This is a genomic window from Hyphomicrobium sp. (genome assembly GCF_019753045.1).
Lineage (GTDB): Bacteria > Pseudomonadota > Alphaproteobacteria > Rhizobiales > Hyphomicrobiaceae > Hyphomicrobium_B.
Genome location: NZ_JAIELN010000008.1, coordinates 128,574 through 142,599, shown reverse-complemented (window position 1 = coordinate 142,599; position 14,026 = coordinate 128,574). Strand labels below are relative to the sequence as shown.

The following is a 14,026-nucleotide window of genomic DNA, read 5'->3' as shown; positions in this document are numbered from 1 at the left end:
GCGACGCGACCCACTAGAGAGGGGTGCTTCGCCGCCCGGCCACACCGCCGGACGGGGCCATCCACCCCAATGCGACGAAAAATGCGCCGGTAGCTCAGTTGGATAGAGCACCAGACTACGAATCTGGGGGTCGTGGGTTCGAATCCTTCCCGGCGCGCCATTTGCGAACAAAAGAGAGAACTGCGGGCGTCTTCTGATCGAGGCCGTCGGATGCGGCGCGCGCCAGAACGGCTTTAAGCCTACGGGGTCGCGGCGGCGGGCCACTTGGGCAGGCAATCGCGCAAACAACCGTTTATGCCAACCACGGCGTCAGAATACTCGAAAGTTGCTGCCTAATTTGACGGAGAAAACTTTTTCGATCCGCATATCTTTCGCATACATAGCTCTGAAAACCGTATGCGACGACGCATTCTACGACACCAAGCAGCGCTTTGACCGGCGCGTTGGGCTGGAGTAGGCCAAGGCTACGAAGATGGTCAAACGCGCTTTCCAGCTGACGATGGTAAAACTCGTTGTCGGATCTAATCTGTGGTCCCACGTCGGGATCGGCCGAAATCACGATTGTCGCCGCTATCGCTTCACGCCAAAGCATCTTCAACTTGGGATCGTCAGGTGGATCGAGTAAGGCTTCGACGACAGACACCACGTATGCGACCGGCCGATCTACAGCAGCTTCTACCGCGCGGCTTATGGACGACTTATACGTTTCGCGCTCGTCCTCGAGAAGCGCCAGAAGAACTGACTGCTTTGAGTCAAAGTACTTGTAGAAAGTTGCAATCGAGACATCCGCCTTCTCCCGAATGCGCGTAATCGTTGCGGCCTGATAACCATCTTCGGAAAAAAGCTCTCTCGACGAGACTAATATCTTACGACGGATGGCGATCGCATTCTTTTCTCTTTTTGGTTCTTTCTTTTCCGATGCGACAGCGTTCATTTTCAGTCCCTTTGACGAGAAGGTCTTCATATCGTTCCGGCGACGGGCATCGATAACACCCGACGGCTGAGCGTGTTTACACGGAAACCCATCGAAACAAACAGACTGTCCCGTCTCCGGCAGAACCAGGGACGCGACAAGGTCGTCTTGCGGAACGGGCGAGGTGGGGCTAACAAAAGGCGCGTAGAAGCCTCGAATTTTCCCGCTTCGAGTTCTAAACTAAGCGGTGTGGTATACCCAGCCACTCCGCCCACCTAAATATCAAAAAAGGGCAAAAACACTCGAGGCGGATTTTAAGTCGAAATCACCAATTTCGGGGAACACGCGACCTATCGGAAGTATTATTTTCTGATACCGTAAGCTCTTTCAAGCGTGAAGAACATCTGCCGAGGCAGTGGCGCTTACTCTGCTCGATTGCTCAAACGTGATCCGTCCGTCGCATATGGTCAGCGCGATGCTGACAGTCGCCAAGTCTTGTGGAGCCATGCGTTCGATATCGGTATCGAGGACGACAACGTCGGCCAAATAGCCTTCTTTCAACATGCCTTTGCGATCGCTCATGAACTCGACCCAAGCCGCATTCAGCGTATAACCGCGCAGTATCTCATCGAGTGGAAGTCGCTGGTCGGGAATTTCGTCGGCGAGGGGTTCGCGCGTCATCGCCGCCGAAATCGAAAGCATCGGATCGAGCGGCGCCACGGGCCAGTCAGTCGAGAATATCATTGGAACTCCGGCATCGGCGAGCGCACGCCAAGCAAATGCGTAGGGCAACCTATCTGGGCCAATAAAGCGTGGTGCCGTTTCCACGTTCATCTCTGACCGCGAAGGTGCATGAATTGGCTGCATCGAGGCGACAGCCCCAATCTTGCTGAATCTCCCAATATCCTCTGGATGAATTACTTCGATATGCTCCACGCGATGGCGAAGATCGCACCCTCCGGCCACGTCCGAAGCATGCTCGTAGCCGTTCAACACACGACGAACCGCGCCGTCGCCGACCGCATGGGCTGCCACCTGAAGGTTTAGACGCGAGGCCGTCGCGCAGATGCTATTGAAGTGCTCCTGCGAGAAGAGAACTTCTCCCTTCCAGCCAGGCCGGTGCGCGTAGTCCTCCAGGAAGAAAGCGGTTTCGCTTTCCGTTACGCCATCCATGAATACTTTCACGAAGTTGCAACGCAGCCTGTCGGAGTCGAAGAGGCGGTTCCAGGCAGCTGCATTCTGGAGCAGATCCGAAAGCGGCATGAAGTTCTTCATATGGAACGGCATCCGAACACGGACCGGCAGACCTTCCATCCGCTCGATCTCGTCCAGAAGCTCGAGCTGATATCGATTGCCGTCCATATTCTGGATTGACGTGATTCCAAGGCTGGCGCAGTGGGCAAGGCCACGTCGCAAGAGCGCGATGTCGTAGGAACGCTCTGCCTCAGTTACGTCGTCCGGTTCGCCTCCGGTCGCGATACCGAGTGTCTCTCTCCCACCGCCCTCAAACTGCTCGTAGACCAGCGAAATGGCATCTGCTTCGCGCAGTTCACCCGTCGCCAAGCCATCGCCGCTCATCACAATCTCGTTGCCGACGGCAAGTTGGCGTCCTCTGAGGATGCCCGCGCGTTCGAGCGCAATGGTATTCGCCCAAGCTGTATGAAGATCGTAGGCCAACAGGAGAAGGGGACGATCGTTTGTAATCCGGTCGAGATGATGCCGCGTTATCGGCTCTGCGGGCGATATTGCGGAGTAAAGGCAGCCTTGCGCGACGATCGAGGGCGTATCCGGGTGCGCCGCCATGTGGTTGGCGATAACGGACCTCACGTTGTCGAAACCTTGCACGCCGGCGAGCGAAAGCTGAACCAAACTCGTGGAGCCGCTGAAAATGTGCACGTGCGCGTCGTTGAAACCCGGAAGTATCGTTCCGCCGCGGGCGTCAATGAGTCTTGTTCGCACTTGCGCCAACGGCACAACCTCCGCGTCGGTGCCGACGGCAACGATCCTGTTTCCGGAAATAGCGAGCGCTTCGGCAAAAGGTCGTGTCTCGTCCATCGTTTTCATCCGTCCGCCAAACAGGATGTAGTCGATCGGCCCAATGATGTTCATTTTCCAGAATTCCTTTGATCGCCGACTCTCACGACAAAGCGTCTCGCAACGCGTACCAGGACATGGCAAGGGCTAGGAGTGGCGACCGCCAACGTGAACCGCCCGGGAAAGGCGAGGCGGGCAGCGAAGCCATTAGGTCGAATTTTTCAGCTTGGCCGGCGATCGTATCAGCGAGAAGCTTTCCTGCAAGGGTCGCGAGCGCAACTCCCTGGCCGGAGAATCCACCTGCCGTCAGAATGTTTCCTCCTAAGCGTCTGAAGTAGGGCATGCGGCTGACCGTTATTCCGAGCGTCCCACCCCACCGATAATCGAACGCGACATCGCCCAACTGCGGAAAGACTTTGCGGAGCGGCTTGCGGACGACGGCATCGAGATCGGTCGGAAAGCGATAGCCATAACTTTCGCCGCCGCCGAAAAGCAGACGACGGTCTTCGGAGAGTCGGAAGTAGTTGATGACGAATTTCGTGTCAGCAACCGCGTAGTCATGCGTCAAAACGTGAGACGCTTCCCCTTCTGAAAGCTGCCGGGTCGCCGCTATGAAGCCGTTAATCGGCATGACGTGGCGAGCGATCTCTCGATTGAGATCTCCGACGTAGCCATCGCAGCCAATGATCACAAAGTCAGCCGAAATCTTGGCGTCGTCCGTGTGCACTGTCGCTGGCGATGCATCGTCGATACGAACGACCCGCGATGTTTCGCATATCCTAACGCCCAGCTGCTCGGCTACTTTTGCCAAGCCCTGGAGGTAATTCAGCGGATGCAGGTGACCTGCATTCATGTCAAGAGAACCGCCCCAGTAGAAGTCCGATGGCAGTATCGCTCGGAAGGCATCACGATCAAGGAACGTCAGTCCGCTGACGCCGTATTCCCGCTGCAGCTTATCAACGTATCGTCGTGTCTCATCGACATATCGGTGGCGGTGACACGCCGTCAGCACCCCGCGTTTGAAGGCGCACGCGATGTTGTGCTTGCCAATCAGGTCTTGCACGAGCGTAACGGCTTCTTCGGCGATTCCCCAGAGTTGGTGCGCTGTGTCATCGCCGAACATGTGCTCCAACTCATCCTGATGGAGCCGCATGCCCGTGTTGACCTGTCCGCCATTGCGCCCTGAGGCGCCCCACCCGACCCTGTTCGCCTCCAACAGGACAACCCGATAGCCCTTTTCCGCGAGATGCAATGCGCTTGAGACGCCTGTAAGGCCTCCCCCGATTACACAGACATCGCAGTTGACGTCGCCTTCCGCCGCCGGGCGCTCCAGAGAATGGTGAGCCGACGCCGCGTAGTAGGTATCGGGATGAACGCCGGGCCGATCGTTTATAGTCAGAAGATCCATGACATCATTGGTTCGAACATTTTGGGAAGGTGCGCCGCAGCCCCCCGTGCACGGCTTCTTGCGGAGCAGAAAATGAGTTTCACCTTGCCAAAAAAGGTGCTCGGAGGTTCATACCGCCATGAGCAGGTGCTGGCGTTCCCATGGGGAAATCTCGCTTTGGAACTCATCCAGTTCCGCGTGCTTTATACCTTCATAGAGCAAACAGAAGTCTTCTCCTATTACATCGCGAAACGCCTCATCTTCCGATAGTTTCTGAAGTGCAGCGGAAAGGCTTCGCGGTAACGATAGCCCGCGACCGTAGCCTTCGCCGGAGGCTGGCTCTCTCGCCTTTTCAAAGTTGATCATACCCAGATAGCCGCTTGCAAGACTTCCGGCGATCGCGAGATACGGATTGCAGTCCATGCCGACGACCCGGTTTTCCACGCGCCTGGACTCGGGCGCCGACACGGGAATACGCAAACCCGTCGTCCTATTGTCGGCCGCCCATTCGATATTCGTCGGGGCGCTGTCGTCGCCCGAAAAGCGCTTGAATGAATTGACGTATGGCGCAAACAAAGCCGTCGCCGCCCAGAAATGTTTCTGGCATCCGCCAACGAAGTGATGAAATTCATCGGTTTCGGAGCCGTCGGCGTGGGAGAAGATGTTCCTTCCGGTGGCGATGTCGACAACGCTCTGGTGGATGTGCATGGCGCTCCCCGGCTCATTCTTCATCGGCTTTGCCATAAAGGTCGCGAAGCAACCGTTGCGAAGCGCCGCTTCCCGGATAGATCTTTTGAAAAGGAACACCTCATCGGCAAGGCGAAGCGGATCACCATGCGTGAGGTTAATCTCGAGCTGACCGGCACCTCCTTCTTGGATCACAGAAGCGAGCTCCAAGCCCTGCGCTTCGGCAAACTCGTAAATGTCATCTATTACATTGCCATACTCATCGACAGCCGTGATCGAATAGGATTGCCGGCCAATGCCTTTGCGACCCGTGCGGCCGATTGGCGGCTCGATCGGATCGTTAGGGTTGGAATTCGGCTGGGTCAGATAGAATTCCAACTCCGGCGCAATTACCGGCCGCCAGCCGCGCATTTCGTAGAGTCTTAGAACGCGGCGAAGAACGTTCCGCGGTGCGATGGGAAGTGGATTGCCGTGCTTGTCTTCGACGTCGTGGATGACCTGTAGTGTGACTTCATCCGCCCAAGGAGCGGCACAGGCCGTCGACATGTCCGCCTTTAGGACGACATCGACCTCGGTCCATTGATCGGTGATGTCGAGATCCGCATAGTTTCCGGTAATCGTCTGATAGAAGACCGACGACGGCAGAAACATCTTGGTGGCAACCGCGAATTTGGCGGCCGGCATCGCCTTTCCCCGCGAAATGCCAGCGATGTCGGGGATCATGCACTCCACTTCGTAAATTCGACGGCCGCGTTGGTACTGGACAAAAGAGTCTGGAAGGTTCTGCGCCCAGAGATGAGAGGACATGATTTTTTCTCTTGAAGGAAGTCAGCTACATGGTTGTAGGCGCAGAATGCAAAAATCTCTGCGGAACTCGAAAGTCCGATTTGTTAGATGCACTGGAAAAAGAAGCGCATTTGACATTCCTACTCGCCGCAAATTCGTTTGTTCACGCCGCCCTGTCACTTGCTTCATGAAAAACCATCATTCGCCGGTTTTAAAGCGGGTCCATTCCCTGTTCACGTAACGCACGGTCGCCGGATTCTGAGAGGAGCCCATAAAAAAGCGCTTCTTCACACTGTCAGACGGAAAGAGGGCCGGATCTTCCGCCAATTCCGGCGGCAAAAACGACTTCGACTCGGTTACGGGTGATGCATATCCGGAGGTCTCGGTTATCCGCGCCGAGACCTTTGGGTCGAGAACGTAATTCATGAAGGCATAGGCTGCTTGCGGATTTGACGCATCGGATGGAATTGCCATGGTCGTCAGCCAAGCAAGGGTACCCTCCTTGGGCACGACGTAGGAGAGTTTGACGCCGGTCTTTGCTTCAATCGCATTTTTTGCAGCTGCAATCACGTCACCAGACCATCCGATGGCCGCACATATGGATCCGTCAGCCAAATCGCTCTTATACTTGGTCGTTTCCATGTAGGTGATGTAGGGACGAATCGCTTTCAAAAGACTGATCGCCTTGTCGATTTGCTTCTGATCGTCACTAAAGGTGTCAATGCCGAGATAGTGCATGGCGATAGGGACAACATCGGTGGCGGAGTCGACCACGACGAATCCGCATTTCGACAACTTTGCAGCATTTTCCGGCTTGAATACCAAATCGTAGCTATCGAGCGGCGCATCTGGGAATACCTTTTTTATTTTATCGATATTCAACGCAATGCCAGTCGATCCCCAAACGACAACGGTCGAATGGTTCGCTTCCGGATCGCTCACTTTCAGTAGATCGGCGATCGCCGGATCGAGTTTTGAAATGTTGGGAACTAGCTTCGTATCAAAAGTGCGCACGGCACCTGCTTTGATTTCCCGCTGCAAAAAGGGAAGGCCGCTGGGCGTTACGAGGTCGTAGCCGCTGGACCCTGTGAGCAGCTTTGTCTCCAGCATTTCGTCGGTGTCAAAGACATCATAACGGACCTTGTATCCGGTCTTGGCGGTGAAATCGTCGAGTATCTTCTGATCGAAAAATCCGGACCAACTATAAAGATTGAGCGTCTTGTCTTCTGCGTTTGCATGAAACGCCGCAGCGGAGAAAATCAGAGCCGCGACTCCCGATTTCAGAATCTTCATTATCTTCCCCTTCAGCTTCGTTGAGCTTCGGCCCATGAAGTGAAGGTAATCCGCACACAATATTTGCGTCAACAAAAAACAGAACGCATTCTGTTTTTTGTTGACGCAAGGATAAATGCAGCATGTAGTGCGGCTCAAGGGCAGATTTCGCGGACTGCTCGTGTCGGTAAGATGAAAAAGCGAAGGCATTAATGGATCTGAACATTCTGCAGCAGCTGATGGATGAGAAAGTGCCGCCGCAGCATGCCTTCAGTACCGAAGAATACGCCTCACGATTGAACAAGCTCCGCACCTCAATGGCGAAGGCGCGTATCGATGTGGTCTTGCTGTCCTCGCCGGAGTCGCAGTGCTGGCTACACGGCTACCAAGCGCGCTGGTATCGGACCGGATCGACTACGGAATGGCCACCCGTCAACTTCACCGCCGTCCACGTCGACGAGGACAGCCTTATCGTGTTTGACACGGCCGACCACGCCCGGCTGATCGCCTTTACGTCGATTGCTACCGATGTTCGGCATCCCACTTCCGATGATCCCAGCCTGAAAAGCGTACACGGCTTCATCTTGAACGAACTCGCCTCCAATGGCTGGCTGTCGGGGACATGGGGGCTCGAGAAATGGTCGCCGCGCCAGAACGCCGCCACCACCGAGCACCTCGAATCAGCGCTCCGCGGTCAGGTCACGGTGTTGGATGTATCGGTCATGATGCGTGATCTTCAGCGCATTAAGTCCGACGCTGAAATTCGCGTGATCCGCGAGGCATCACGAATCCTGGATGCCGGCTACGCGCACCTCCTGTCGAACAACCTCCGGCAAGACATGACCGAGATCGAAGTGTGGGCCGAGTTGGAGCTGGCAATGGCTCGGGCGGGAGGTGAAACCGCCGGATTGCACGACACGATCTCGCGCACCCGTAATTACTGCCATGCCTTCTCCAGCACCCGCCGCATTGGTCACGGCCAGCTCCTCGCCGACCCTTGCGGCGTCAAGCACCGCTACCACGCCAACACCGCACGACAGTTCTATCTGGGAGAGCCGCCAAAAGATCTGATGGAGGCCAGCGACGTCGCAGCCGGTGCGGTCGACGTCCTCAGGAACGTGGCCAAGCCCGGAATTTCATTCGCAACGGTAAGCGCGCAACTCCGCGAGTACTACCAATCGTTCGGCCTATGGAAGCTAAGGGATTGGATTGGGGGCTACCAGCTCGGAATCGCCTTTCCACCGGACTGGGTTGGTGAGTTCAATTGGAATGTCGAACTCGACGAGCACGACAAGTATGTCGAGCATGGCCTCGTAACCAACTTCGAGAGCTTCGTCGGAGGTGCCGGGCACATCGATACCGTGGTCTTCCTCAACGGAGGCGTCGAGGTGCTGTCCGAAACACCTCGGCGGCTTTTGGTCGTCGGAGGCTGATCTGATCTGGATCTTCAGCAGCATGTCACAACGGACACAGGGATGCTGATACGTAATGAACTACCGGAATATAGAAGGCCGCTGACCGCGCAGGACGCAGAAGCACTCCGCGCAGAGGCGGCCGCCGAAGTGGAGGGTTTTCTTGAACTTCGAGAAAATCACAAGCCTACGCCGCTCTATTCGCTTGGGGCTCTCGCAAAAAAATTAAATGTCGATGGAATCTATATTAAAGACGAGAGTCACCGCCTGCACGCTGGGAGCTTCAAAGCCCTCGGCAGCTCATATGCAATAATTCGTTTGGTACTCGAAAATGCATCATCGCAATTGGGGCGCGCGGTGAATGTGAGCGAGCTTCACACGCGCAGTGTTCGAGATATTGCACGGCAGATGGTCTTTGGCTGTGCGACCACGGGGAACCAAGGATTGGCTGTTGCTTACGGCGCCCACCTTGTGGGCGCAAAAGCTGTCGTGTTTGTCCACGCTAACATCAGTAAAGAACGGATAGCCGCGATTGAACGGTGGAGAGCTCATGTCATTCGCGTAGACGGCCCATATGAAGAAGCGCTCGCTGAAGCAGCGCGGGCCTGCGCTCGATCTGGAGCCATTCTAGTTTCCGATCTATCCGGAACCGGCGACGAACACGCCGCGAAGTTCATCATGCAAGGATACGTGCCGATCATATCCGAAGCGATGCGCACAATCCCAAACGCTCCAACCCACATCTTCGTCCAAGCGGGGATCGGGGTCTTGGCTGCCGCCATAACCGGTCACTTGGCCACGACTCTTGGCGCGGAACGGCCGACAATCATCGTCGTCGAGCCGGAACGAGCCGCTTGCCTGTATGCAAGCGCCGCCAAAGGAAATATCCATAAGATTGCTGGTAACGCGCCGTCCGTGATGGCGATGCTGGAATGCTTTGAACCATCTCACCTCGCTTGGCGTATCCTTTCACGCCAGGCCGATTTCTTCATGATTGTCAAAGAAGACGACGCGATTTCGGCAATGAATCAATTGGCAAAGCCGATGGGAAACGATCCAGCGATTGTTGCTGGCGAAAGTGGGGGCGTGGGACTCGCGGGTCTTATTCGCTTGGCGCAAGATGCCTCCCTGAGCAGCCGGATCGAGCTTAATTCCAATTCCCGCATTCTCGTGGTCAACACAGAAGGTGCAATGGACTTATCGCGCTACAATCAGATTGTAGGCCTTTCACCGCTTGTCGTCTCCGCCGGACTGCCTTGTGACGGCATATAAGTACGAAAGGCGGAGCTTTCGGAATCTCAAAAGCCGCTGCGCGGGGTTTTGCACGCAGCGGCTTTCTCCGAGGCAGGCGAGGGAATCGCCTCTTGCCCGGCCGGGTTTAAAATTCTGAAGCGCGGTTAGGGGAGCAAATTAACACCGGCCGAAAATACGAATCTGTCGCTGGCGATGTCGTTGTGGTCGATTGAAGTGCCCCAGTAGCGAAAATCCATGAAATACTTGTCGACGGTGAGCTTAAGACCGGCATTCCAGTAGGTGTATTGCTGAAGGCCTTCCCAATAGCCTGTCGGATAATATTTGTTCGTTCCGGAGTGGGACCAGCCGATGAGGCCGCTTACGGACGGTGAAAACTCTCCAATCTGCGGAAGATCATAGGAGACAGCACCTTCCAAGGAGAGATTGTTCGTGGCGGCGTACCCTTGATCGGGGATCAGAAAGACATTTGTGCCCACCATCAGATTTTTGACCGGCGATGCCGTAGCGCCGACTTTGAATTCCAGATAGGAAGTGTCGAATACCGATCCGAACTGGCCATGGTCGCGGTTGCCGTAAATGTAATATTGCGCCGCAAGATCCCAGCTGATGGGACCTGTGACGGGCCGAAGCCCCAGATAGATATCCTGTTCGTAAGGCCCGAGGGTCCCGTAATTGATGGTCGACGTCCAAAGGCCAAGATATGCAATACCGTAAGTGAACTCGTTATAGACGTTAATGGTCGGGGCCTGGCTAGTATAAGAGATACCTCGAAAAATGTAATCGCTCGATCCCGTTATCGATAGTGAGTATCCAAACTTCGCCTCGTCTGCCGACGCGTTGCCGGCTAGGCCAAACAGCGCCAGAGCGACTGCACTTATCTTAGCCCCCACTTCTCGTTCAAACATCTGGTCCCCCGTCATGTGCAATTCGATTGCGACGTAGCCTCATCATAATAATACAAATGTTTTTTTCAATTCAAATGAAAACACATTTGTTTCATGGCGAGATGCGTGATCTTCCCGCAACAATTGCCATCATCGAGTTCAGCTGCTCAGGAAAGAGGCATCGAGAATCAGAAAGGCGCCGCGTCAGGCACTCGGCGCGAAGGTTCTTAGTCTAATAATCTGCCGCTCCGGAAATGCCTCGTTGGCCAGATCCAGTTTCTGGCATCCGGTCTCAACGCTACCCGTGCGGCGCTCAATCTTCATTCCAATTGATACCGAGGTCGTCGTCGCGCTCCTGCAGCTCTTCCATTCTGGTCACCGCTTCAGGCCCAGATCCAGCAACAACGAATGCAATAATCGTCTCAAGAAGAGAGGCGAGGGCCACGGTAGAGGGAAAAAACTGCGATGGATCCGTTGGAACCACAAATCGATGGCTTGCCCGCGCCATGATCGGCGCGGCAGGACTATCGGAAATGCCGATGACCTTGACGCCTCGCGAAACTGCAAGCGCAACAGCTTGTACGACATCGCGCCGATAAGGCCTGAATGCCATCGCGAGAAGCACGTCTCTTTTTTCCGCACGAGCGATCCCTTCGATCGGCGATAAGCCATCGCGTGGGATGGCAATCACTGACCCCAAGGCGATACCCGCCAGGTGCGTAAAATTCATAGCCATTGCATTGAAGATGCCCACTCCTAAAACATACGTCATTTGAGCTTTGACTATGTCGTCCGCAGCTCCCTTGATCGCGCGGGCATTCGTTTCAGAGAATAGCCGTTCGATGTTGTTTATCGACGCTGTGGCCATTCCTGTGTACAATTCCGAGAGCTTGCCGCCTTTCGATAGGGACTTTAGCCAGGATGCGCGCTCGGGAAAGGGATCGTCACCATTGATGACCTTGTCCCGAAAGGGCCTGCGGAAGTCCTCGTAGCGCTCGAATCCAACTGCTCGAGCCATTCTAACGAGAGTATTCGGGCTGACGTCAGCCCGCTGCGCCATCTCCCGTATCGAACTGACACTGATGAGGCTCGAATTCTCTAATACATGTGTGGCAGCCTTCCTTAGTTCAGGCGTCAGATCTTCGAGGCACCGGGTCAACGCCTCAAGAACCTGAGAAGCATCGTCTGAGCGAATTGGTGAATCGGCCATCTGTCCACAGCCCAAAAATGAAATGGATATGGCCCGAAGAAATTTCATGTGCCACCGAACCATTTGCCACCCCAACCGTAGAACGTAAAGGGTGTGAGCTCGATCGCAATGAGGTGCACATCTGTACCATTGCAATTAGGTGTTTAGCCTAAACCTCGCTTCGATCTCCAGCCGACTTGCCGTTCGCACATCTTTTTTCATGGCTTGTGCCCATTGCAGCACCGGAAGCGGCTCGGGTCTCAGCTTTCACAGCACCAGCGTCGGCCGCGTTCCTTTAGCGGAATGCTACAACTAGGGTCATAGCTGGGTAGTTATTGGACGTCTTCTGCCCAGCGAGCCAAGCTGACCGAAATGTCAAAATTCTCATCTTCATCATCTTCAGCGCGCCAAAGAAATCAATAGCTTAGCATGTATCGGTGTCCGCAGAATTTCGTCTGGCGGGCGCTCAGCGGCAAACTAGTCCCGCCGCGAAAGTGCTACGCAGGCGCATCCACGGCTTCCGCCCCCATCCGAAGATCACCCCCAAGTCACCGCGCAGCAGATGCGCATTACGCGTGGCCATGCTTATTGTCCCCGCAGCGCCTGTCGGGGAAATCAGTCATGTCGCATTACCTGTCCTCACTCCCTCTTTGGCTCGGGACCCTCCTGGTCGTTATCATTCCCACGGCAGCCGCGATGATCGGCACAGTGCTCGTCCGACGCAGAGTCGGACTGGAGCGATTGACGTCGAACAATGAAATTGCCGGCTTCAAATTCGCGACCGTCGGCGTCATCTACGCGGTCCTTCTGGCATTCGCGGTAATCGTCGTTTGGGAGCGCTTTAGCGATGCCGAAACCGCTGTCCTCCAAGAAGCGGGAGCATCCGCAACGATTTATCGACTCTCTCCAGGTCCGGCACCTGACGCGGTTGCGTTGCGGAATGCGCTTAGCAACTACTTGGGTCTCGCGATCGAGAAAGATTGGCCGCGAATGGCCGGAGAGGAGGCGAGCGACGATGTGCGAAAATCACTCGATGATCTTTATCTGGCGGCAATTCGCGCAAGCAGCGCAAACGGAGGGGCGTCGGCGGTATATACCGAGATGTTCAAACAGCTCGACGCCCTTACCCAATCTCGGCGAACGAGAATTCAGCTCGCCGACGGCATCATGCCGAGCGTTTTGTGGCTCGTCTTAGTATTTGGCGCGATCCTCACTGTCGGGTTCACATTCTTCTTTGGAACCGAAAATCTTGGCGCTCAAGTTTTGATGACAGGCATCCTATCGACGATCGTCTTTATGGGACTTCTTGTGATCATTTCAATCGATCATCCCTTCACCGGACCTGTACACATCGATAGCGAACCACTCAGCAGGGTTCTCACGGATTTCGGCCATCGCACCTAGCGCTTGGCCCCGCGGAAAATGCTTTCAACGGCTCGATGATCCCGGCACAGCCCTTGGGAAGGCGCTACTTCTTGACGATGGTGTTGATGTCATCCAGCTCAATAACATTCGGCGTAAGCGGATTGCCGACGGCCGCGCGAAAGAGGCAGCCAACGTGAAGGCTGTTAGAGCGTCGTTACCCTCACTCCAAATCGGCATCGGGCTGATTTAGAAAAACCAACACCGCAAGCATCGTCATATAGAATCGGAAAGCTGCCTGTTGGCCGTTCCACGTTTGCGATCCCCACATCGCGAACCATTCGCCGCCTATGCCCATGAAGCCGAAGAACCAGACGAGGAACGCAAGCGTAGCCCCCGCAATCGCATAACCCTTTGCACGATTGAATTCCTCGGCCGGCGCGCGCCTCGCGCGCCAAAGTGCTGCCGCTCCGCTAACGAACAAAACGCCTGTCAGAGCCTCCGCCGTTATGATCGCCGCGTATGCCACTTCCCATAAGACAGGATTTGAAATCGCGCGGTATTTGAGGGTGCTGTCGGGCAACGTGCTGTCCATGCTCAACACGTGCTGCACGAACACGTAGTTCGTCCCGTAGTCCGTGACGTTGTTGAAGGCGATCAACAGACAAACCGCGCCAAGTGCAAAACACATTGTGATCTTGGCATACCGCGTTATGAGCATTGGCTTGTTCCCCGCATTCGATGGTTCTCCCCGTGAGAGGAAAGCCGGTCTTCGCCCGACATGAAATGCCTGCCTTCGCCTTAACTATCCCACGATTTCCGAGAGTTCGACCCGCCCGATTTTTT

General features: G+C 55.3%; 11 protein-coding genes and 1 tRNA gene. 4 read left to right on the top strand and 8 right to left on the bottom strand.

Annotated features, from left to right (window positions below; genetic code table 11):
- The first annotated feature begins 83 nt into the window (after window positions 1–83).
- Window positions 84–160 (top strand) — tRNA-Arg (locus K2Q04_RS10765).
- Between the two features lie 132 nt (window positions 161–292).
- Here K2Q04_RS10765 and K2Q04_RS10760 read toward each other — a convergent pair.
- From K2Q04_RS10760 to K2Q04_RS10740, 5 genes are all read right to left on the bottom strand, one after another.
- Window positions 293–934, bottom strand: a complete 642-nt coding sequence (locus K2Q04_RS10760; RefSeq protein WP_291163130.1) for a TetR/AcrR family transcriptional regulator — start codon at window positions 932–934, stop codon at window positions 293–295.
- 366 nt (window positions 935–1,300) lie between these two features.
- Window positions 1,301–3,022 (bottom strand): amidohydrolase, encoded by a 1,722-nt coding sequence (locus K2Q04_RS10755; RefSeq protein WP_291163127.1) that lies wholly within the window; start codon window positions 3,020–3,022, stop codon window positions 1,301–1,303.
- A gap of 28 nt (window positions 3,023–3,050) precedes the next feature.
- Complete coding sequence (locus K2Q04_RS10750) at window positions 3,051–4,355, bottom strand: FAD-binding oxidoreductase (protein ID WP_291163124.1); 1,305 nt, start codon at window positions 4,353–4,355, stop codon at window positions 3,051–3,053.
- A gap of 108 nt (window positions 4,356–4,463) precedes the next feature.
- Window positions 4,464–5,828 carry a glutamine synthetase family protein gene (locus tag K2Q04_RS10745; RefSeq protein ID WP_291163121.1) on the bottom strand — a complete coding sequence of 455 codons (1,365 nt, stop codon included), beginning with the start codon at window positions 5,826–5,828 and terminating at the stop codon, window positions 4,464–4,466.
- A 177-nt stretch (window positions 5,829–6,005) separates the two neighbouring features.
- A complete protein-coding gene (locus K2Q04_RS10740; protein ID WP_291163118.1) occupies window positions 6,006–7,238 on the bottom strand; it encodes an extracellular solute-binding protein in 1,233 nt (410 codons plus the stop codon).
- A 53-nt stretch (window positions 7,239–7,291) separates the two neighbouring features.
- Here K2Q04_RS10740 and K2Q04_RS10735 point away from each other — a divergent pair, with 53 nt between their 5' ends.
- Window positions 7,292–8,512, top strand: a complete 1,221-nt coding sequence (locus tag K2Q04_RS10735) for a M24 family metallopeptidase (RefSeq protein ID WP_291163115.1) — start codon at window positions 7,292–7,294, stop codon at window positions 8,510–8,512.
- A gap of 42 nt (window positions 8,513–8,554) precedes the next feature.
- Window positions 8,555–9,763: a diaminopropionate ammonia-lyase gene (locus tag K2Q04_RS10730; RefSeq protein WP_291163087.1), complete on the top strand. Its 1,209-nt coding sequence runs from the start codon at window positions 8,555–8,557 to the stop codon at window positions 9,761–9,763.
- Between the two features lie 125 nt (window positions 9,764–9,888).
- Here the strand turns inward: K2Q04_RS10730 and K2Q04_RS10725 are convergent, their stop codons facing one another.
- Both K2Q04_RS10725 and K2Q04_RS10720 read right to left on the bottom strand, forming a co-directional pair.
- Window positions 9,889–10,650 carry a TorF family putative porin gene (locus tag K2Q04_RS10725; RefSeq protein WP_291163084.1) on the bottom strand — a complete coding sequence of 254 codons (762 nt, stop codon included), beginning with the start codon at window positions 10,648–10,650 and terminating at the stop codon, window positions 9,889–9,891.
- Window positions 10,651–10,942: 292 nt separating this feature from the next.
- On the bottom strand, window positions 10,943–11,839 hold the full coding sequence (locus K2Q04_RS10720) for a MurR/RpiR family transcriptional regulator (protein WP_291163081.1): 897 nt from the start codon (window positions 11,837–11,839) through the stop codon (window positions 10,943–10,945).
- A 600-nt stretch (window positions 11,840–12,439) separates the two neighbouring features.
- On the opposite strand from K2Q04_RS10720, the gene K2Q04_RS10715 reads away from it, so the two are divergent.
- The gene (locus K2Q04_RS10715) at window positions 12,440–13,222 is read left to right on the top strand and encodes a DUF4239 domain-containing protein (RefSeq protein WP_291163078.1); all 783 of its coding nucleotides are present in this window, start codon (window positions 12,440–12,442) and stop codon (window positions 13,220–13,222) included.
- 181 nt (window positions 13,223–13,403) lie between these two features.
- Here K2Q04_RS10715 and K2Q04_RS10710 read toward each other — a convergent pair whose 3' ends face one another.
- Entirely contained in the window at window positions 13,404–13,901 is a 498-nt protein-coding gene (locus tag K2Q04_RS10710; RefSeq protein WP_291163075.1) for a DUF2165 domain-containing protein, read from the bottom strand.
- Between the last annotated feature and the right edge of the window lie 125 nt (window positions 13,902–14,026).